General features: G+C 52.5%; 27 protein-coding genes and 1 pseudogene. 17 read left to right on the top strand and 11 right to left on the bottom strand.

Translation table 11 applies throughout. The features are described 5' to 3' along the window. Window positions 1–11 precede the first annotated feature (11 nt). The 16 genes and pseudogenes from H7R76_RS18590 to H7R76_RS18520 all read left to right on the top strand — a co-directional run. Entirely contained in the window at window positions 12–731 is a 720-nt protein-coding gene (locus H7R76_RS18590) for a hypothetical protein (RefSeq protein WP_048994680.1), read from the top strand. Window positions 732–946: 215 nt separating this feature from the next. Then, the gene (locus H7R76_RS18585; RefSeq protein WP_048241341.1) at window positions 947–1,144 is read left to right on the top strand and encodes a helix-turn-helix transcriptional regulator; all 198 of its coding nucleotides are present in this window, start codon (window positions 947–949) and stop codon (window positions 1,142–1,144) included. After that, window positions 1,144–1,329 carry a hypothetical protein gene (locus H7R76_RS18580; protein ID WP_182966054.1) on the top strand — a complete coding sequence of 62 codons (186 nt, stop codon included), beginning with the start codon at window positions 1,144–1,146 and terminating at the stop codon, window positions 1,327–1,329. Before H7R76_RS18585 ends, H7R76_RS18580 begins: the two co-directional genes overlap by 1 nt. Window positions 1,330–1,342: 13 nt before the next feature. Beyond that, window positions 1,343–1,930: a BRO-N domain-containing protein gene (locus H7R76_RS18575; protein ID WP_048232220.1), complete on the top strand. Its 588-nt coding sequence runs from the start codon at window positions 1,343–1,345 to the stop codon at window positions 1,928–1,930. Next, complete coding sequence (locus tag H7R76_RS18570; protein ID WP_227673915.1) at window positions 1,891–2,604, top strand: host cell division inhibitor Icd-like protein; 714 nt, start codon at window positions 1,891–1,893, stop codon at window positions 2,602–2,604. The genes H7R76_RS18575 and H7R76_RS18570 overlap by 40 nt, the downstream gene beginning before the upstream one ends. After that, window positions 2,597–2,776 carry a hypothetical protein gene (locus H7R76_RS18565; RefSeq protein WP_001565828.1) on the top strand — a complete coding sequence of 60 codons (180 nt, stop codon included), beginning with the start codon at window positions 2,597–2,599 and terminating at the stop codon, window positions 2,774–2,776. Before H7R76_RS18570 ends, H7R76_RS18565 begins: the two co-directional genes overlap by 8 nt. Further along, complete coding sequence (locus H7R76_RS18560) at window positions 2,773–3,036, top strand: nicotinic acetylcholine receptor subunit beta (protein WP_182966052.1); 264 nt, start codon at window positions 2,773–2,775, stop codon at window positions 3,034–3,036. The genes H7R76_RS18565 and H7R76_RS18560 overlap by 4 nt, the downstream gene beginning before the upstream one ends. Further along, a complete protein-coding gene (locus H7R76_RS18555; RefSeq protein WP_001651014.1) occupies window positions 3,033–3,254 on the top strand; it encodes a hypothetical protein in 222 nt (73 codons plus the stop codon). Before H7R76_RS18560 ends, H7R76_RS18555 begins: the two co-directional genes overlap by 4 nt. Then, window positions 3,251–3,877, top strand: coding sequence for a hypothetical protein (locus tag H7R76_RS18550; protein ID WP_182966050.1), 627 nt, complete (start codon window positions 3,251–3,253; stop codon window positions 3,875–3,877). The genes H7R76_RS18555 and H7R76_RS18550 overlap by 4 nt, the downstream gene beginning before the upstream one ends. 13 nt (window positions 3,878–3,890) lie before the next feature. Then, the gene (locus H7R76_RS18545) at window positions 3,891–6,335 is read left to right on the top strand and encodes a phage/plasmid primase, P4 family (RefSeq protein ID WP_182966048.1); all 2,445 of its coding nucleotides are present in this window, start codon (window positions 3,891–3,893) and stop codon (window positions 6,333–6,335) included. 293 nt (window positions 6,336–6,628) lie between these two features. Further along, complete coding sequence (locus H7R76_RS18540) at window positions 6,629–6,838, top strand: hypothetical protein (protein WP_048293909.1); 210 nt, start codon at window positions 6,629–6,631, stop codon at window positions 6,836–6,838. Further along, complete coding sequence (locus tag H7R76_RS18535) at window positions 6,838–7,272, top strand: single-stranded DNA-binding protein (protein ID WP_182919194.1); 435 nt, start codon at window positions 6,838–6,840, stop codon at window positions 7,270–7,272. The genes H7R76_RS18540 and H7R76_RS18535 overlap by 1 nt, the downstream gene beginning before the upstream one ends. Before the next feature lie 11 nt (window positions 7,273–7,283). Further along, complete coding sequence (locus H7R76_RS18530; protein ID WP_182966046.1) at window positions 7,284–7,565, top strand: PerC family transcriptional regulator; 282 nt, start codon at window positions 7,284–7,286, stop codon at window positions 7,563–7,565. A gap of 405 nt (window positions 7,566–7,970) precedes the next feature. Beyond that, on the top strand, window positions 7,971–8,348 hold the full coding sequence (locus H7R76_RS18525; protein ID WP_072205851.1) for a hypothetical protein: 378 nt from the start codon (window positions 7,971–7,973) through the stop codon (window positions 8,346–8,348). A 385-nt stretch (window positions 8,349–8,733) separates the two neighbouring features. Further along, window positions 8,734–8,919, top strand: a complete 186-nt coding sequence (locus H7R76_RS24945) for a hypothetical protein (RefSeq protein WP_227673914.1) — start codon at window positions 8,734–8,736, stop codon at window positions 8,917–8,919. 23 nt (window positions 8,920–8,942) lie between these two features. Continuing rightward, window positions 8,943–9,020: pseudogene (locus tag H7R76_RS18520) on the top strand (plasmid pRiA4b ORF-3 family protein); the annotation flags it as partial. On the opposite strand, the gene H7R76_RS18515 reads toward H7R76_RS18520, so the two are convergent. The 6 genes from H7R76_RS18515 to H7R76_RS18490 form a co-directional block, all read right to left on the bottom strand. Next, complete coding sequence (locus H7R76_RS18515; protein WP_182966044.1) at window positions 9,013–9,372, bottom strand: hypothetical protein; 360 nt, start codon at window positions 9,370–9,372, stop codon at window positions 9,013–9,015. The pseudogene H7R76_RS18520 and the gene H7R76_RS18515 sit on opposite strands and share 8 nt — an antisense overlap. A 606-nt stretch (window positions 9,373–9,978) precedes the next feature. Further along, a complete protein-coding gene (gene ykfI, locus H7R76_RS18510) occupies window positions 9,979–10,320 on the bottom strand; it encodes a type IV toxin-antitoxin system toxin YkfI (RefSeq protein WP_003031349.1) in 342 nt (113 codons plus the stop codon). A gap of 20 nt (window positions 10,321–10,340) precedes the next feature. Then, window positions 10,341–10,658: a type IV toxin-antitoxin system YeeU family antitoxin gene (locus H7R76_RS18505; RefSeq protein WP_003031347.1), complete on the bottom strand. Its 318-nt coding sequence runs from the start codon at window positions 10,656–10,658 to the stop codon at window positions 10,341–10,343. A 17-nt stretch (window positions 10,659–10,675) separates the two neighbouring features. After that, window positions 10,676–10,897 (bottom strand): DUF987 domain-containing protein, encoded by a 222-nt coding sequence (locus H7R76_RS18500; protein WP_003031346.1) that lies wholly within the window; start codon window positions 10,895–10,897, stop codon window positions 10,676–10,678. A gap of 8 nt (window positions 10,898–10,905) precedes the next feature. Beyond that, window positions 10,906–11,382 carry a JAB domain-containing protein gene (locus H7R76_RS18495; protein WP_003031345.1) on the bottom strand — a complete coding sequence of 159 codons (477 nt, stop codon included), beginning with the start codon at window positions 11,380–11,382 and terminating at the stop codon, window positions 10,906–10,908. Between the two features lie 15 nt (window positions 11,383–11,397). Beyond that, window positions 11,398–11,856 (bottom strand): antirestriction protein, encoded by a 459-nt coding sequence (locus H7R76_RS18490; protein ID WP_159359444.1) that lies wholly within the window; start codon window positions 11,854–11,856, stop codon window positions 11,398–11,400. A gap of 34 nt (window positions 11,857–11,890) precedes the next feature. Between H7R76_RS18490 and H7R76_RS18485 the strand changes: the two genes are divergently transcribed. Then, on the top strand, window positions 11,891–12,871 hold the full coding sequence (locus H7R76_RS18485; RefSeq protein WP_068815383.1) for an IS5-like element ISKpn26 family transposase: 981 nt from the start codon (window positions 11,891–11,893) through the stop codon (window positions 12,869–12,871). Here the strand turns inward: H7R76_RS18485 and H7R76_RS18480 are convergent. The 5 genes from H7R76_RS18480 to H7R76_RS18460 form a co-directional block, all read right to left on the bottom strand. Next, window positions 12,810–13,493 (bottom strand): YagM family protein, encoded by a 684-nt coding sequence (locus tag H7R76_RS18480; RefSeq protein ID WP_227673913.1) that lies wholly within the window; start codon window positions 13,491–13,493, stop codon window positions 12,810–12,812. The two genes, H7R76_RS18485 and H7R76_RS18480, sit on opposite strands and share 62 nt — an antisense overlap. A gap of 134 nt (window positions 13,494–13,627) precedes the next feature. Continuing rightward, on the bottom strand, window positions 13,628–13,849 hold the full coding sequence (locus H7R76_RS18475; RefSeq protein ID WP_003847740.1) for a helix-turn-helix domain-containing protein: 222 nt from the start codon (window positions 13,847–13,849) through the stop codon (window positions 13,628–13,630). Next, on the bottom strand, window positions 13,846–14,295 hold the full coding sequence (locus H7R76_RS18470; RefSeq protein ID WP_032296090.1) for a hypothetical protein: 450 nt from the start codon (window positions 14,293–14,295) through the stop codon (window positions 13,846–13,848). Before H7R76_RS18470 ends, H7R76_RS18475 begins: the two co-directional genes overlap by 4 nt. A 115-nt stretch (window positions 14,296–14,410) precedes the next feature. Further along, window positions 14,411–15,531, bottom strand: a protein-coding gene (locus H7R76_RS18465) for an IS3-like element ISSen4 family transposase (RefSeq protein WP_096147877.1) whose coding sequence is annotated in 2 segments (ribosomal slippage) — window positions 14,411–15,273 and window positions 15,273–15,531 — 1,122 coding nt in all. Because the reading frame shifts where the segments join, the coding sequence is not laid out codon by codon here. 49 nt (window positions 15,532–15,580) lie between these two features. Continuing rightward, entirely contained in the window at window positions 15,581–17,773 is a 2,193-nt protein-coding gene (locus H7R76_RS18460; RefSeq protein WP_182966042.1) for an FAD-dependent oxidoreductase, read from the bottom strand. Window position 17,774: the final 1 nt, after the last annotated feature.

The following is a 17,774-nucleotide window of genomic DNA, read 5'->3' as shown; positions in this document are numbered from 1 at the left end:
CGAGGTAGCATATGCCTGTTGTTGAAAACCTTCCTGATCTATCTCATTGGAAAACAGTACAGGAGTTTAGTATTACCCAGGCTGCGTTATTGCTTGCGGGAATTGACCCCTATGATTATGCAAATGGTCTTGAGGGAGTTAGAAGTACTCGTCATGAACGCTGGAAAATGGCTTGGGGAATATCCGAAGGGATCATAAGCGCTATCCGTCGTGGGGTGTTAACTCCAGTTCAATGTCTTTCGGTTAGATGGATCGGTGATGAATGGAATGGCTGTGAAGAATTTTATGAAATTAAGCCAACTGATCGTAAAAATGACATATCAAAAGATAAAACAATAATTACTCGTGATTCACTATTTATGTGGGTTGAAAATGAGCGCGTTGATTTTGTACGTAAGCCATCCCCAGATAAAATAATTTCTTTCGGTTGTGAAACTATCTCCGATCAAAATGTTATTGATGTTGTTCCGGAGAAAAATGATGGTGGCATTCTATTACTTCCCAAATATGAACATCAAAGTGAAGGTTTGGAATTCGTTCAGGATGCTATAAAGGAACTTTGGTCAACTTATGATGAAGACGACCCCCAGACAGCTCCAACAAAAAAAGAAGTAATTGATTACTTGACGGAACGGGGGGCAGGTAAAAATATGGCGGAGGCGGTGAACCTTGTTTTACGCCCATCCTGTCTGCAAGGTATAGGAAGAAGGATAAAAAAATCAAAAGGATAGTGTGTGCCTACCATTCATGAGTAATGGTGGGTGCTCTACATGATTTTTCGTGGCATTAGTCATCATAAGTGTGTTTTACCTACCCATTATTAGTACCCCCCAATATTTTTGATTCATCGGCAAGGGTGGGTACACAACAAAATCATGCCTACCTATATTACTATGGTTTTTAGTGTAACTATCTCGTAAACCGCAATGGACGTTACGAGGTAAATATGTCTCAGTCATTAATTAGATTTGCCGAGGTACAAAAGCGTACTGGCTATAGTAAGGCGTGGTTATACCGTCTTATGAGCGAGAAACGTTTTCCCGCAGCAATTAAAATTGGTTCCCGCTCTATCGCTTTTATTGAAAGTGAAATTGACGAGTGGATTAATCAGCGTATCGCTGAGTCGCGTGGCGAGGTGGCGTAATGGAAAAGAAAAACCGCCCCGTACAGCAGGCGGCTAACTCAGATATTCGCACGTCTGATATTACGCCACCAGCGCCCACCACACAAGTGAACCATAACGCCGACGCTGGTGGCTATCAGGGACTTTCTCAGCCTGAAATTGCCGACATTCTCAATCTATACCCGGACAGCTTCACCGCCGCATAACGGAGCCGAAAATATGACTATCGAAAAAAGCCGATTCAGTTCGGAGGCCGCCCCACAATCCAACGCCTGCCAGAAGGATATTCTTGCCGTTACTGAAAGCGATATTTCCGTTATCCGGTTTGAGGGTAAGAAAGTCCGCATTGTGAATTGTGACGGTAATCCGTGGTTTATTGCCAAAGACGTTTGCGAGGCGCTGGAGCTATCTAATCACAGCATGGCAATTGCCGCGCTTGATGACGATGAAAAGGGGGTAAGTTTAACTTATACCCCCGGAGGTAATCAGAACATGCGGACAGTTTCAGAGTCTGGCTTCTACAAACTGATCGCCCGCAGCCGCAAGGCCACCACTGCCGGAACGTTCGCACATCGTTTCACTAACTGGGTATTCCGCGAGGTTATCCCGTCTATTCGTAAAACTGGCTCCTATGGTGTGCCGTTCGCCTTCCTGAACGACCACAGCAAACGCAAAGCAGCTTACGACAAGAAGGCCAGCAAGCGCGGTAAAGACCTGCAAGCCTGTAAAGGTGAGAAGTCCCGCCTGATCGCCGAAGAAGCGGAGCTATGGCGCAAATATCAGCCTCAATTGCCGGAGGTTCACTAATGCCCGCCGTCCAGAAAAGAGCCTTTCCCCTGGCTGGCCTGATGTGTACCTTGCGCGGGATCGCGCACGCGCATGAGGGTAAAGCTGGCATAACAGTGCCAGCTAATGCCAGCTCCTCATTTTCTCGTCGTGGTGACGAGGAGAGTTTCGAGACCAGTACGCGCGTGCGCGAAGGTGAGTTTCTGGAGTCCATAAAAAAGGGCTTGCCGACTATCGCCAACCCGGTTTATGGTTATAGCGCACCAGCAAAATCTGGTGCCGGGATTGGCGTCCTGCAATTATCCACAGCGCACAACCGCGCTAAATGCGGTTTTTTTGTGTGCGTCGCACGGCTACATCCTTCAATGGTGGGCTGGGCGAGGGCATCGAAAGATGCGCCGGTATCTGTGGAAGCCGGTACGCCAACCTCGTTCAGTTCACCACCAGTGATTGGCGTCTTTGGTGGTGATTTCAAACATCATTCCACAGAGGCTGCCGCTATGCTGGCTACTATCCCTACCCAAAATCCGCAATTCATCTGGTTAATCGCAGCCGTTCGCCGCGATATGCCGACAATTACCGCCAAAATTCACCATATCGCCGCAGAGACTGAGCAGGAAGCCCGCCGTTCACTGGCGCGGGATCACGTTTGCTTTTTCGCCGGACGTATTCGCACAGGGGGCGCACATGCTTAATTACTTCCGTGTTGCAGGATGCGCCACCGCCCGGAGCGGCGAATTAGTCGAGTTCGTTTATATCGTTGACGCCCGCAGCGCGATCAGCGCCAAAGCTGAGGCGCTAAATCAGGCCAGAAATGAACGCCTTTCCCACATCCAGATTACCCGCGTTCGTGAGGTGGCAGCATGAACATTAACGCTTTATACCGCCATCCGTCCGAGCTTGAAGCCGAAGCGATGTTATCCCGCGAGCAGGATTACCCGGATGATTTTACGCTTGCAGACCGTACAGCAGAGCGGATGACCCGCGCCCGCGATGGACTGGCTCACGTTATGACCGATTTAGTCACTCAACTCGACGATGAACAGGCCGCTATCGTGTATTGCTGGTTGAGTAAAGTCCTGACGATTGTCGATATAGCCAGAATTGATGCGGAGGCCAGCGCATGAGCCAGTTACAACTGATTGATGCTGCCTGCCAGATTGAACAGGCACAGGCTGTTTTATCCATGTGGCTGGAGAGCACTACCAATAAAACAGATCCCGATTTACCGCGCCTGATTGGTTCCATTCTGACGCTGTTACACGGTGTACCCGAAGCAATGAGCGAGGCTGAAAGCAAGCTGGCTGACCATGTAATGCGTGAATATCGGGAGGGCAAAGCATGAGCAACGTACTGACCATTAAACCGGGAAATCCCGACCTGTTCCACGCAGAAGCCACACCGCACGGCGTAAACATCATGACCCGCAATGATGCCGGGATGTATGAGCATGTTGCTCTTATCAACTACGAAAAAGTCGTAGTACGTCTGGATGCGGGTGAGTATGACAATAAGCCTGATGAAGGATTTGCCTTGCATTTTGCAGTGGCTGACGGCGGGGCGCGTGGCTGGTTCGACTTTACCGCGCAGCATAACGTCACTATGTGGCGCTGGCTGATTGCGGCCTGTTTCGTTGCTGAAATGAAGCGCGAGAACGGCACAACCTCCGTTACTGAGTCTGACGGCACATCATCGCAGGTAGCGATTTACTCCAATGGCAAAGCGGCACTTCCGGTTTATCCGTTCGCGGAACGTCTTGCGATGGCGAGCAACATCGAGGGCGCAATGATTGAGCGATACGGCGTCGAACAGGGTACGGAAAAAGCCATTGTGTTTTATCAGGCCATGCTGGATACGGAGCGCGGCGAGCTGACCCCGTTCGGACGTGAAACGCTGGCAGAGCTACACGATCACTTCATTGCCGATCTGAATGAAAACGGCTGGCCTGAAATGCCGCTGGCGCACTGAGGGAGGTACACGAATGCGTAATATCGACCTTATCCGCGAAGTGACCACCGCCGCCGCTGGCAACTGGCCTTATGTGCTGGCTGGCCTGTCTATCGACGTGCCTGATTCATCACGCCGCCATGCCCCCTGCCCTGCATGTGGCGGCACGGATCGCTTCCGGTTCGACGACAACGGGCGCGGCAGCTTTATCTGCAACCAGTGCGGCGCTGGCGACGGCTTAGACCTGATTAAGAAAGTGAACAACTGCGACACCACGGAGGCGGCACAGCTTGCCGCTGATGTGCTGGGTATTGATTACCGGGAGACAGAAACCGACCCGACGGCAGCGAGCCAGAGAAGGGAGCAACTGGAAGCTGACCGCCAGCGGCATGAGCAGGAGCGCCAGAAAAAGGCCGCAGAGGACGCAGAGCAGCGCCGGGCTACGTTTTCCCGTCTGTATGCCGGAATGCGCCAGAGAGCCATACAGGGCGAAGCTGAGTACCTGCAATCAAAAGGGCTGACCGGGTTTAAATACCCGCTTATGCCTGATGGTTCGTTATTGCTGGAGCTGGTGGACGAATCCGGCGCAGTGGCAGCAGCGCAGACTATTACACCGCATGGAGAAAAGCGACTTCTGACGGGTTCGGCAAAGCGCGGGGCATATCACGCCGTAAACGCGCCAGAATCGCCGCAGAGCGTTTTAATTGCCGAGGGGCTGGCGACGGCCCTTTCAGTTCACCTGATGCGCCCGGACGCGCTGGCAGTGGCAGCAATTGACGCTGGCAACCTGCTACCCGTTGCCGAAGTGATGCGCCGTAAACACCCGAAGGCGCAAATTATTATCGCCGCAGACAACGACCACCACCAAAACGGAGAAGCCAATACAGGCAGGGAGGCCGCAGAGAAAGCCGCCTTATCCGTGGCTGGCTGGGTATCAATGCCACCGACAGACTACAAAGCCGACTGGAACGACTATCACCAGCAGCACGGGCTGGAAACCGCTACAGCAGCATTTAACGATTCAATGTACCAACCGCAGGGGGAAGATGTGAAACCGCAGCTACAGGCCATTGAGGGCGGTAAAAAACGCCGGAGCGCAGAGGCCGGGGATATTTCACAGATGGCCGCGAGCCAGAAGGCGCGGCTACTGTCTGCCCGGTGGGAGCGTCTGGCAGTAAACACCGACAGTCAGGCGGTTTATCGGTACGCTTGCGGGGTTTGGGAGAGGCTGCCAGAGGCAGAGCTTGAACGGGAGATGGTGGCAATATTCGACGAACACGAGGCGCATTACACGGAGAAAGGCGTTAAGTCGGTTGTAGCCACCATGAAGCTACAGATCCCGCCCACCGGAGAGCAGCCAGCGGATTGTATCGGATTCAGTAACGGAATTTATGACCTGAAAGCGCAGGAGTTCAGACCGCACGCGCCTGATAACTGGCTGATGAATCACAACGGCATTGAATACACGCCAGCGGAGCGCGGGGAGACCCTTGCAACCCATGCGCCGAATTTCACCCGCTGGATTAATCACGCCACCGGAGGGAATGGCGACAGAGCCGCGCGGATTAAGGCGGCGTTGTTTATGGTTCTGGCTCGCCGTCATGACTGGCAGCTATTTATAGAAGTAACCGGGGAAGGCGGCAGCGGGAAATCTGTATTTAGCAGCATAGCCGTATCACTGGCAGGTGAGCACAACACAGCCAGCGCCAGCATGGGAACGCTAGACACAGCCAGAGGGCGGGCGCAGCTTGTGGGAAAAAGCCTGATTATCATGCCAGACCAGACCCGCTATGTTGGCGAAGGCGCAGGGATAAAGGCCATTACAGGCGGCGACCCGGTAGAGATTGATGGTAAGTATGAAAAGCAGTTCACCGCCGTGCTGAATGCCGTTGTTCTCGCAACCAACAACGAACCAATGACCTTTACCGAGCGCAGCGGGGGCATTGCCCGCCGCCGTGTGATATTCCCGTTCGATAATCCGGTATCAGAAGCGGAGAAAGACCCCGACCTGACAGCGAAGATCCGCCGTGAAATGCCGGTAATTATTCGTCACTTGCTGGCAATGTTTGCCGACCAGAACAAAGCTAAAACGCTTTTAATCGAGCAGCGCGATTCCGCAGAGGCGTTGGGCGTTAAGCGCGGGACAGATCCGGTTATAGACATGTGCGCGGCCTTGTATTTTATGAACGAGCCGAGGGGCCTGATGATGGGCGGCGGAACGTGGGCGGGCCAGCCAGAGCCGAGGGTGTATCTCTATCATCTGTATCTGGCATTCATGGAATATCACGGGCTGGGTAAGCCGCTTTCCGTCAACAAGTTCTCACGCGCCATTAAATCAGCCGCCAGAGAATACCGGGCCAGCTACCTGACACGCAGCATTAACGGCAGAGCGCAGACGAACGTCGGGATCAATGAGCTGGCGGAGGAGTTTATACCGCGAGCATATGGCAGCAGCACCGCCGAAGGGGGCGAGGAATAGTTTACCCCTGATTTATCCCTACCTATCCCTACAAAGTCATTTAAGGCCAGTAATGACGGGGTTTGTAGACTGGTAGGGATATATATATTTATCCCTACTTATCCCTACATATGCCTACTAAACAAGAAGCCACACATAACCGTTTTTTGGTATTTGGTAGGGATAAGTAGGGTTAAGTAGGGTAAGAAAAACAATTCCCTACTAGCCTGAAAGCCGCGCCATATCTGGGTTTTCCCGATTAGTAGGGTTTGGTAGGGATATTACACCCCAAAAAAGATTTACAGGGGGGGGGTATGATTCAGCTAAAGGGCGAAAAAATGAACGAACATCATAAAAAGCAGATAGAAGTTATTAGAGAGATTGAAGCGCTGGGGTTCACCGCGCAGGAGGCGGCGGCCTTGTTACTGGCTGGCGAATTATCCCGGCTAAATGACAGCATGGACTACCTGAAACGAGCCGCCGGGAATATTGACAACACGTTATCAAGAATGGAGGGCGCTTAATGACAGCACAACTATCAGCATACGGGCGGCTGGTGGCAGATCCCCAGACCCGCACCACAACGAACGGTAACAACATGGCGATGGCGCGGCTGGCGGTGTCGCTCCCCTGTAATGCGGCAGAGGCGGGAGAGTCAACCTTCTGGCTGGGCGTTATTGCTTTTGGGAAGCAGGCCGATGCGCTGGCAAAGCACCAGAAAGGCGACCTTGTGAGCGTGGCAGGCAATATGCAACTCAACCAGTGGACAGGGCAGGACGGCGGTACACAGCAGGGGTATCAGGTAGTAGCCGACAGTGTGATCAGCGCCAGAACGGTACGCCCCGGCGGGAAGGCAGGACAGCAGGGACAGGCAACGGACGCGCTGAGACGTGCGCAGCAGCCATCCCGTGATGAATACGACCAGCGCCCACCATTCGACGATGAAACGCCATTCTGAGGGAGATAAGCATGGTCAACGATAGTAAAGCAGAGGCTCTGGAAGCAAAGGGGCTGTATCGCAGGGCTGCGACGCGCTGGCAGGAAGTCATGATGCTTTGTGCTGAGGACGATGATCGGGAATGGATAAAGCGCCGCCGTGAAACGTGTCTGGATAACGTGAAGCGCCCGCCCGTGAAGGCTGAGAACTTTTGCGACCTGCATAACGCTGTCACCGAAACTCAGCACCGCATGGGGATAGCGCAACCGAACGGTAACGCCTTCCGGTTAAATGGCGGCAAGAGGCAACGGTAGACCACCAGCGGGGCGATGGTTTGCAGTCAGGTACGCACCCAAACGGCGGAAAATTTAGGACTGGTTAGGACGGATTTAAAACCCTAGCAGCGCCAGACCCGCGCCAGTAGTGGGCTGGAAGCCAAATCCTGATTCAGGACGTCCTAAATATCTGGCTCGTTCCACTGGTACGCAGTCAGGTACGCAGCAAAACCGCGCATTCAACGTGCGTACTACCTGACGAATGCTAACTGCGAATTAGCAGTAATTTCTAAGCGCGAATTGCTCATTCGAAAAATAGCGGAGATGCCTGTTATTGCTGGCTTGGGCGCTATCCGTTCGCAATAGATGGCGGAAGTTAGATATACAGTTTTATTAAGGTATTGTTAGGGTTTGTTAAGGTTTTTGCGCACAGTGAGCCGTTAAATGAAAAAAAATAGCCAACAATCAAGATCGGGATGGGGTGGCAAGCGGAAAGGCGCAGGCGCACCATTGGGCAATACTAATGCCGTCAAGCATGGCGAACGCAGTCGGCGGGCATTCTTCCCATTTGAGGGGGGCGAGGCGCTTTCTCCGCTGGTGCGAAATCGTGCAAGAAACCTCATGCTGGCTGAGAGATACGGGCTATTACTGGCGAATAATCCGACGCCGGGAACAGAAGAATGGCGCGAGATGACATTGATTAACGGATTCATGGGGCTACATGCCGACAGAATCGCACGGCTTGAGCTGAGTTTAGCGAGATCCGTTTCAATGCAAGCAAGGCGGGATCTGCGAAGGGTTAAAAAAAGCGGCGCATGTTAGCAATCCGTATAGTCACCGATGTTGAAATACTGGACTGTTCAGGACAGAACCAAAGCCCATATGAGGCGAGACCCGCGCCAGTAGTGGACAGAATCACGGGCGTGATTGAGCGTAAGACGGGGAAAGCAGCCAGAGGCATTGGCCTGACTCTGTAAAAGCAAAACGCCCGCACGGGCGTCAGGGAACGGGATAGACTTCTGCGACAATTTGCATTCGCCGCCAATATAGCAAGCCGTCCACATCAAGCAATAAACTATCACCGGGAGGGGGAGGCCAAATCTCTGCAACCCTGAGCCTTAAGGACTGCCCGCCTCATCGAATGTTTATACCCGCGAAAAATAAAATTTAATCCGGGCGTGTTTCATCCTTCCAAAGGGTATGGCGTATGACACCACGCGAAATAGCTTTATTGACCGCTGCCAAACTGGAGCACGAAGGCCACCAGCTAACCCCGGCAGATCAACGGGAGATAGAACGCTCAGTTAATGCCGATATAGCCCGGCGTGACAAATTCCGCGAAATGATGCGATCACCTGCCTACCAGTGGAAGAAGCCAGCGCCGCGCAGGTAGATACGGGATTATTCCGCATGTAACATTTCCTGATGCTGGATATTGAACGCCGGGTTTACGACCTGAACAACATTAACGACAGATTGCAGGCTCTTAACTGACCCGCATGTATTCGCCTGATATTGCGTTATCAGCGCCGCCACTATCTCGCACAACGGCACACTGTCCCGGTAAACCGTAGCGCACGACCGTAGCGCTAGTCTCACCGCCGCTTTTTACCTGCCGCGATTCATACACTGTCACACGTTCCAGTAGCCCCCCGGCAACCATGCTTTCAAGAGTTCGCCGGGTGGATTCGAGCGGGTGGCGCTTATCGAACGACACCATGCCATGAAGAAGGTAGGCCACACCCGACACATCGAACGGCGGCGTACCAATTTCACCTGTCACCCATTCGAGGTTATCCGGTTCAAAATAGCTGAGTATCTCTTTTTTGCGGCTGGTCATTCTCATGGCTGGCTGATTCCTTATTGTGGGATAGCACTATCATACAATAAGCGGGTTGAAGGGAGAGCGTTACTGCCTGATGTGCTGTATGAATAATAACCAAATTTCAGGGGCGGAAAAAGATATGGGGGTACTTTTGGGGGTATCTATAAAAACTGAACAATAAAAAATCCAACAAAAACAATGGTCATAACCTTTGTGTACTGTTCCTATTATCGCACCATTAAAATCAAATTCTTACGTAAGATCTTATCATTCTCCCACCAAAAAATTATTTTCATGTAACAGCTGGTGTAAGTAAATTCTATCAACGAAGATCAATCTTATCTACTGACCAAAAAGGCCTGATAGGGCTTCGCTCACTATACATCCGTGGCTGCAGGTTTAGTTGTCCATGTCTACACCACTCCTAAATTTAATGTGTTGGCAATGTGTTCAATAAAGCTCGAACAAATTAGCTCATTATGATCGGTTAATACTTCAACTTCTGGTTGCATGATTGTTTGTCCGTAAAAAGATAACGCGCCCGCCGGGTAGTAGCAGGCGCATTACGCAATAGGTAAACAAGGGAGGAAGTTCAGAAATGTAAATCGGGAAGGTTGTACGCAATGTTCATCGTACTACGTTGTTACGGCTTTGCCGCAACAAGCCAGTTGCCTGCCGCGCTCGCAGAATGTCTACAGCCCGGAGATAAGGAGATTGTTCCTGCCAGCTAAATCCCTTCCTGTCTATACGAACCAGCTCGTATTTTTCTACCAGAAAATTCACGGCATCGGCTAGGGTGATACCGGCATCGATGTGTTCCTTAATCACAGCCTCATTGCAGAATGGCGTGTCGTTTATTGTCAGACCATAGTGCTGTTCCAGCAGACGTGTCAGTAACATTTGCCAGACAGCCACGGGTGACAGGCAGGGCTTCACCGCCCGCTGAGTTGTTGCAGGTAAAGTTTTCATGTTTGCTCTCGTGAAGGTAATTAACGCTGAGTGGGGTAAATGGCGATGTATACGTAGCCGCAACTGCCAAGGGTGTCGGCTTCGCAGGTTAAATCGTTGTGGTACAGGGTAACGCAGTGGGCATGGTGGGTGCTGAGTTCACCAGTGGTCAGCATCGATTCCATCTGGCGGATAAAGTGCGGGAATGTTTCATCCAGCTTCCGGTATTCGATGTCACTGAACTTGCCGGTCATGCTGGCCCGGTCAGCCAGATAATGCAGTCGGTTGCCTTCCTGCACCAGACGGGCTCCCAGACGTGGCGTGATATCACGCTGCAGACCCCATGTGATTTTGCTCATTGATAACCTCTTTATTGTCAGTTCAGGGTGATGCTCATCAGGCAGGCATAAGGCCCCTCGCGGTCCTGGCGGCGTTCGGCGTATACCGCCAGGACTCCTGTGATATCCGGAACGTCCCTGCCGGTGTAATGGCAGACGCTACCGTGCCACTGGTATTTGCCGGTGCAGAAACGAAAGATTCGGGACTCAGGATGCTGGCGGTATATCGTCATTGCCCGGCGTTTACTGATAATTTTCATGTAATACCTCACAGCAGACCGTGTTCTGCGAACGAATAGATTTGCCTGCCGCCGACAATCAGATGGTCAGGGACACGGATATCCACCAGTTGAAGTACCTGAACCAGTCGCTGCGTGAGGGCTTTGTCAGCCTGGCTGGGCGTCGTCTCGCCGGAAGGATGGTTATGCGCCAGTATTACCGCTGCCGCGTTGAAGTACAGAGCGCGCTTGACCACCTCGCGGGGATGTACCTCGGTACTGCTAATAGAACCGGCAAACAGGGTTTCGTGGGCAATCAACTGGTTCTGCTGGTTCAGATACAGCACCCGGAACTCTTCCCGTTCAAGCGCGGCCATATGCAGCCGCAACCACTCCCGGACGGCATGAGTGGAGGTGAAGGCTACCCCAGGCTCATGCAGGTGCCGCTCCAGAGCCCTGAGCGCCCGCTGAATGAGACGCCGGTCCTGTGGCGTTATCTCGCCGGGTAAAAAGGAAAGCTGTTTCATTCGTTGCTCCTCCGGTCAGTCAATGATACGCAAAATGGCGTGGGCTTCAGAATGCTGCAGGGCATAGTCCCGCAGGCGGTAATAGTGCGCGGTCATTGCGTCACACTCTGTACGGCAGGCGTGATGGCTGTATTCAATCAGGCAGACAGCAATGCCTGCGGCTTCAGCACTCATGTCCGCGCCATTGCCGTTCATACCGTTGAACAGATGCCATTTATCGTCAACGTCAGCATCAGGGGCCATAAACGCGCCGCCATTGCTGAGCGTGTAAAAGGACCAGATACCACTGTTGTACTCGTCACAGAAGCGGTCCATCCAGGCGAAAATGCGGGGTTCCAGCGTTATCCATTGTGGGATAGAGCCAAAGTACTGCGGCCAGAAGCAGATACGCTGTTCGTCGGGTATCTGCGTTACGGTCAGTTCAAATTCGGATTCGTTAGGGAAGGTGCGAACAAGTTCCTGATATGAGATCATCATATTCATCCGGAGCGCATCCCAGAGGGACATCATGAGCCATCAACTCACCTTCGCCGATAGTGAATTCAGCACTAAGCGCCGTCAGACCCGAAAAGAGATTTTCCTCTCCCGCATGGAGCATATTCTGCCATGGCAGAATATGACCGCTGTCATCGAGCCGTTTTATCCCAAGGCGGGCAATGGCCGACGGCCCTATCCGCTGGAGACCATGCTGCGTATTCACTGCATGCAGCATTGGTACAACCTGAGCGACGGTGCCATGGAAGATGCCCTGTACGAAATCGCCTCCATGCGCCTGTTTGCCCGATTATCCCTGGATAGCGCCCTGCCGGATCGCACCACCATCATGAATTTCCGCCACCTGCTCGAGCAGCATCAACTGGCCCGTCAATTGTTCAAGACCATCAATCGCTGGCTGGCCGAAGCAGGCGTCATGATGACCCAAGGCACTTTGGTGGATGCCACCATCATTGAGGCACCCAGCTCTACCAAGAACAAAGAGCAGCAACGCGATCCGGAGATGCATCAGACCAAGAAAGGCAATCAGTGGCACTTTGGCATGAAGGCCCACATTGGTGTCGATGCCAAGAGTGGCCTGACCCACAGCCTAGTCACCACCGCGGCCAACGAGCATGACCTCAATCAGCTGGGTAATCTGCTTCATGGAGAGGAGCAATTTGTCTCAGCCGATGCCGGCTACCAAGGAGCGCCACAGCGCGAGGAGCTGGCCGAGGTGGATGTGGACTGGCTGATCGCCGAGCGTCCCGGCAGGGTAAAAACCTTGAAGCAGCATCCGCGCAAGAACAAAACGGCCATCAACATCGAATACATGAAAGCCAGCATCCGTGCCAAGGTGGAGCACCCGTTTCGCATCATCAAGCGGCAGTTCGGCTTCGTGAAAGCCAGATACAAGGGGCTGCTGAAAAACGATAACCAACTGGCGATGTTATTCACCCTGGCCAACCTGTTTCGGGTGGACCAAATGATACGTCAGTGGGAGAGATCTCAGTAAAAACCGGAAATAACGCCAGAAATGGTGGAAAAAATAGCCTAAATAGGCTGATTCGATTGTTTGCGGGAAAAAAATCGGCCCAGATCCGCGAAATTTTAATCAGCGAGTCAGCTTGGGAAGAAATGACCTGCTTATTCGCACCTTCCTTAGATAACCCTCCTGCAATGAGATGTTTGTGGTTCACGCGCCGATCTGTGTAAATAAAAATTGCTTTTTTTACATTGAAACTTTTTATAATGTATGAGAGCTTTTCATGAATTAATTTTTTTTCGCTCTTACCCATCTTATCATGAGGTATTTTGTGCGCATAAAAATCTTGATCGACAACCTCGTTCCGGTGTCGAATGTGAGTGTTCCAGACGGAATAAAAAAACTCTTCGTAAGTTAATTTTGGCTCACCCCGTGCGATTGAGGGGGCCTTCTCTTCAAAAATACAGCCTAATGTTGACTCCAAAGTTTGAGCTATATGATATTGCGATGTTATTTTATTCAATGCTGGGGCTGTGGCGTTTAACAAAAATGATATCACCTCTGACCTAGAATATCCTTTTGCATTGCTATAGTCGTCAATTGCATCAATAGTTGATTTTTTGTTTGCGCTGAAAGTGATGCGTTTTTTCATATGTATCCTTGACTTTCGTTAATGTAAAATGTGATAAACGGTGTGATTTAGTATCTTTTATCGACGGATTGTTTCTGTTAATTAACCCAGCTATTCTTTAGAATAGCTGGGGAGTTATGATTTTGATGCTGCTGTTAATTACAATATACTGAGAAGGTTAATAGGAACCTATCAATGTCTTTGCGTAACCAATAATGTCGGCTGTTAATTTTCTTTGGGCGTGGTAAACCATTAGGCAGCTTGTCTTGGCAAAGCCATTTTCGAATTGTTTGGGCTTTAAGGTTTAATAGATGTGCTAACTCACTTGTGGAAACAAGTTCAGATAGAGATGTTCTGGATTGCTCATATATGCTCATGCTACCACCTCAATGATTGAGATGCAGGCATATACAAAAAGTAATGAAATTAGAAGGGAAAGAAAGGACCAAAAAGAAAACAAAAAAGCCAAGCTTGAATAAGCTTCAGGGTCAGGATCACTACCTTCGCTTGAGCCGGATGAGGTACTTTTAGTTGATTTAGACGCATTACCTTGCGAGTTTTCGGCCTGATTTTTGTGCGAGATGATACGTGCAAAAAAAACGCCCAAAGTTTTATGTCGATTGTTTTTATTGTATAAAGAGTTTTTTTCACTGAGGTGTCCAAGAGCAGCTCGAATCCTGATGTTCACCTGTCTTTCCTGAAATATGGACTCAGCACAGGTTTGTCGCTGCTTACTAGAACGAACAACTTTGATCTTACCCACGACCCGTACTATTCGAGCCTTTGAGCTGGTTTGCGCAGAACTCATCAAAGAATTAGACATAATGCTTTATCTCCTGATTTAAAAGTGGACGATGGAATTTAAACCTTAAAATACACTTATGTCAACGATGGATGTTGTTCTGTAATTGACCTGCCCCCACGATTAGATACAACACTCAGTTAGTAACGTCGGAATCTTCATTCTCAGAATGACCCTTTCTCCAGCCCGCTGCAAATTCAGACGGTGTCTGATAATTCAGCGTGGAGTGCGGGCGGCATTCGTTATAATCCTGCCGCCAGTCATTAATAATTTTCCTGGCATGAACGATATCGCTGAACCAGTGCTCATTCAAACATTCATCGCGAAATCGTCCGTTAAAGCTCTCAATAAATCCGTTCTGCGTTGGCTTGCCCGGCTGGATTAAGCGCAACTCAACACCATGCTCAAAGGCCCATTGATCCAGTGCACGGCAAGTGAACTCCGGCCCCTGGTCAGTTCTTATCGTCGCCGGATAGCCTCGAAACAGTGCAATGCTGTCCAGAATACGCGTGACCTGAACGCCTGAAATCCCAAAGGCAACAGTGACCGTCAGGCATTCCTTTGTGAAATCATCGACGCAGGTAAGACACTTGATCCTGCGACCGGTGGAAAGTGCGTCCATGACGAAATCCATCGACCAGGTCAGATTGGGCGCCGCCGGACGGAGCAGCGGCAGACGTTCTGTTGCCAGCCCTTTACGACGTCTTCTGCGTTTTACGCCCAGGCCACTGAGGTGATAAAGCCGGTACACGCGCTTATGATTAACATGAAGCCCTTCACGGCGCAGCAACTGCCAAATACGACGGTAGCCAAAACGCCTGCGCTCCAGTGCCAGCTCAGTGATGCGCCCTGATAAATGCGCATCAGCAGCCGGACGGTGAGCCTCATAGCGGCAGGTCGACAGGGATAAACCTGTAAGCCTGCAGGCACGACGTTGCGACAGACCGGTCGCATCACACATCAACATCACGGCTTCCCGCTTCTGGTCTGTCGTCAGTACTTTCGCCCAAGAGCCACCTGAAGCGCCTCTTTATCCAGCATGGCTTCGGCAAGCAGCTTCTTGAGTCTGGCGTTCTCTTCCTCAAGCGACTTCAGGCGCTTAACTTCAGGCACCTCCATACCGCCATACTTCTTACGCCAGATGTAAAACGTGGCATCGGAAATGGCATGCTTGCGGCAGAGTTCACGGGCGGGTACCCCAGCTTCGGCTTCGCGGAGAATACTGATGATCTGTTCGTCGGAAAAACGCTTCTTCATGGGGATGTCCTCATGTGGCTTATGAAGACATTACTAACATCGGGGTGTACTAATCAACGGGGAGCAGGTCATCCAGCGTGTGCTGGCACAGCGAATGGTGGTTGTCCTTCACCTCGGCAATCAGCGTATCGTCAGCCCACAGGCGGTAGTGGGTGGTGCAGTGTGGCGTGACCGCTTCCGCGTGGCCCATCTGCACGGTTTCCATCGCGTTATCAAAGTCGTTATCCAGCATCAGCGTCAGCGATTGTAGGGGTTGTGGCGCATCCCACGTCCAGGTCAGACGCGGCGCAGCGTCGTCCAGTGCGGGAGCCCAGCCGTTAATCTGCTGTTCGGGGCGCAGGCGACCGTTGAGCAGGCTCTGTACGTCATAGCAGCGCAGCGGCGCGGCAAACTGAATTGCGGGCATAATCTGATGCGGACGGCGACGCGGTACCCAGAAATCAAACGCGTCGACGCCAAAATCGCCGTCCACCACCTGACGTGGATGTTTCGCCACGCGGGCGTTCTGGCTGTTGAACACCGTCATAATACCCGGCAGCGCCACATCGCTCAGCGCGATTTCGACGTGGCTATTGGGCGTGAAGGCGATAAAGACATAGCGATCGACATCGCTACGCCAGCCAAATTCCACGCTGTAGTCACCGGCTTCCTGCACCGTTAACGTCTGCTCGTCGAGCAGCGTATCGGCGCAGTAATTGGCGACTTTGTCGCTGGCAAGCAGGCTGATGCTGACCGGCTGCGCGCTGGCGGCGCGCAGGGTAAAGCGCATTGCCGGTAAGGATTCACCCTCTTTCACCGGCAGCAGCAGCGCCATGCGCTCATCCAGCGCCATCCAGCGACCGCTGGCGGGCAGGGCCGTCAGCGCCAGTTCGCTGCTGGCGCTCACCCGCGCGCCGCGCGCCGGATCATGCAGCTGCTGGCGTGGAATGTAGCAGCCGGTTTGCTGCAGGTGCTGCTGTAATTTGCCGATGTTCGCGCTTTCTGCCAGCTGCGGCGCACTCAACTGATGCTGATGGCACAGGGCGGCCGCACGGCCCACCACTTCGCCGAGCAGGCCGCAGGTGCACATCACGCGGGCGCTGCCGAAGGCAACGTGAGAAGCGGAAATCAGTCGTCCGGTGAGGAACAGGTTGTCCAGCGAGCGGCTGTAGAGGCTGCGGTACGGAATGGTGTAGGTGCCTTTGCTGTGGAACTGACGGCAGCCGTCGTGCTGGCTGTAAACGCCGTCCGCCGGATGCAGGTCGATGGACCAGCCGCCGTAGCCCACCGCATCGTAGTGGTCACGCTGCTCAATAATGTCCTGCTGGCACAGCAGATGATCGCCAATAAAGCGGCGGCTTTCGCGCTTGCCGGGAATCGAGCCAACCCATTCGATGGTCAGGTTTTCAGCTTCCGGGAATTCGCCGGAGTTCTTAATGTAGTCCCAGACGCCCCAGACGATTTTCCACAGCTCCCATTTGATCTGCTCGCTGTCATGCACGGTGTCGAGACGGCCGCCCCATTCCAGCCACCACAGATCGCAGCCGTTCAGCGTGGAGGTGAGTCGCTTGTAGCGCGGGATGGCTTCAATATCCTGCAACGCGAAAGAGGGCGGTACAAATTTTACCGGCTCGCTGCTTTTGCGGGTGTAGAAATAGATTGAGTGGCCGAGCTTGTGACCGAAGTTATCGCCGGGAGCCATTTTTTCGCCCAGCTCTTCGGCGTCTTCTGCACCAACGCGGTACTCAGCGCCCGCCAGATGCCCGAGCACGCCGTCGCCGGTGGCATCGCAGAACTGCGCAGCCTGAATATGGTAGAAGGTTTCGTTAACCGCGTTAAAGCCGGTGGCTTCGGTGATGCGCAGGCCTTCGCGTTCCACCGCGTAAATGGCGGTGTTGAGCAACAGGGTGAGGTTCTTTTCGCGCTGCGCCAGATCCAGCAGCAGCAGGTCGAACATCATCGGGTTGCCTTCTTTATTGCGCCACAGGTTCTCTTCGAGGATCTCACCCATGATGCCGCCTTCGCGCGACCAGCGATTGTTGTTACCCATGTGCGAGGTGGCACCGTTGGCCCATAAGCGTACTTCGCTGGAGGCGTTGCCGCCTAAGACGGGACGGTCCTGCACCAGCACGACCTGTAAACCGTCGCGGGCGGCGGCCAGCGCGGCGCACAGTCCCGCCAGCCCGCCGCCGGCGACCAGCAGATCGGTACGCAGGGTCTGATGCGGAAAATCACGTTGATGGGTTTGCTGGAAAATTTGCATA

Source organism: Klebsiella sp. WP8-S18-ESBL-06, from assembly GCF_014169755.1.
Taxonomy (GTDB): Bacteria; Pseudomonadota; Gammaproteobacteria; order Enterobacterales; family Enterobacteriaceae; genus Kluyvera; species Kluyvera ascorbata_B.
Note: the sequence above shows the minus strand (reverse complement) of the source record. Positions and strands in the feature narration are given on the sequence as shown.

Bases quoted from the DNA above. Each gene is read 5' to 3' on its own strand.
- H7R76_RS18505 (WP_003031347.1), bottom strand. From the start codon at position 10,658: ATGAGCAAAATCACATGGGGTCTGCAGCGTGATATCACGCCACGTCTG.
- H7R76_RS18460 (WP_182966042.1), bottom strand. From the start codon at position 17,773: ATGCAAATTTTCCAGCAAACCCATCAACGTGATTTTCCGCATCAGACC.
- H7R76_RS18535 (WP_182919194.1), top strand. From the start codon at position 6,838: ATGACAGCACAACTATCAGCATACGGGCGGCTGGTGGCAGATCCCCAG.
- H7R76_RS18545 (WP_182966048.1), top strand. From the start codon at position 3,891: ATGCGTAATATCGACCTTATCCGCGAAGTGACCACCGCCGCCGCTGGC.
- H7R76_RS18560 (WP_182966052.1), top strand. From the start codon at position 2,773: ATGAACATTAACGCTTTATACCGCCATCCGTCCGAGCTTGAAGCCGAA.
- H7R76_RS24945 (WP_227673914.1), top strand. From the start codon at position 8,734: ATGACACCACGCGAAATAGCTTTATTGACCGCTGCCAAACTGGAGCAC.
- H7R76_RS18570 (WP_227673915.1), top strand. From the start codon at position 1,891: ATGGCGCAAATATCAGCCTCAATTGCCGGAGGTTCACTAATGCCCGCC.
- H7R76_RS18495 (WP_003031345.1), bottom strand. From the start codon at position 11,382: ATGAAACAGCTTTCCTTTTTACCCGGCGAGATAACGCCACAGGACCGG.
- H7R76_RS18555 (WP_001651014.1), top strand. From the start codon at position 3,033: ATGAGCCAGTTACAACTGATTGATGCTGCCTGCCAGATTGAACAGGCA.
- H7R76_RS18550 (WP_182966050.1), top strand. From the start codon at position 3,251: ATGAGCAACGTACTGACCATTAAACCGGGAAATCCCGACCTGTTCCAC.
- H7R76_RS18585 (WP_048241341.1), top strand. From the start codon at position 947: ATGTCTCAGTCATTAATTAGATTTGCCGAGGTACAAAAGCGTACTGGC.
- H7R76_RS18575 (WP_048232220.1), top strand. From the start codon at position 1,343: ATGACTATCGAAAAAAGCCGATTCAGTTCGGAGGCCGCCCCACAATCC.
- H7R76_RS18490 (WP_159359444.1), bottom strand. From the start codon at position 11,856: ATGATCTCATATCAGGAACTTGTTCGCACCTTCCCTAACGAATCCGAA.
- H7R76_RS18475 (WP_003847740.1), bottom strand. From the start codon at position 13,849: ATGAGCATATATGAGCAATCCAGAACATCTCTATCTGAACTTGTTTCC.
- H7R76_RS18540 (WP_048293909.1), top strand. From the start codon at position 6,629: ATGATTCAGCTAAAGGGCGAAAAAATGAACGAACATCATAAAAAGCAG.
- ykfI (WP_003031349.1), bottom strand. From the start codon at position 10,320: ATGAAAACTTTACCTGCAACAACTCAGCGGGCGGTGAAGCCCTGCCTG.
- H7R76_RS18590 (WP_048994680.1), top strand. From the start codon at position 12: ATGCCTGTTGTTGAAAACCTTCCTGATCTATCTCATTGGAAAACAGTA.
- H7R76_RS18480 (WP_227673913.1), bottom strand. From the start codon at position 13,493: ATGAAAAAACGCATCACTTTCAGCGCAAACAAAAAATCAACTATTGAT.
- H7R76_RS18530 (WP_182966046.1), top strand. From the start codon at position 7,284: ATGGTCAACGATAGTAAAGCAGAGGCTCTGGAAGCAAAGGGGCTGTAT.
- H7R76_RS18500 (WP_003031346.1), bottom strand. From the start codon at position 10,897: ATGAAAATTATCAGTAAACGCCGGGCAATGACGATATACCGCCAGCAT.
- H7R76_RS18580 (WP_182966054.1), top strand. From the start codon at position 1,144: ATGGAAAAGAAAAACCGCCCCGTACAGCAGGCGGCTAACTCAGATATT.
- H7R76_RS18515 (WP_182966044.1), bottom strand. From the start codon at position 9,372: ATGAGAATGACCAGCCGCAAAAAAGAGATACTCAGCTATTTTGAACCG.
- H7R76_RS18470 (WP_032296090.1), bottom strand. From the start codon at position 14,295: ATGTCTAATTCTTTGATGAGTTCTGCGCAAACCAGCTCAAAGGCTCGA.
- H7R76_RS18525 (WP_072205851.1), top strand. From the start codon at position 7,971: ATGAAAAAAAATAGCCAACAATCAAGATCGGGATGGGGTGGCAAGCGG.
- H7R76_RS18485 (WP_068815383.1), top strand. From the start codon at position 11,891: ATGAGCCATCAACTCACCTTCGCCGATAGTGAATTCAGCACTAAGCGC.
- H7R76_RS18565 (WP_001565828.1), top strand. From the start codon at position 2,597: ATGCTTAATTACTTCCGTGTTGCAGGATGCGCCACCGCCCGGAGCGGC.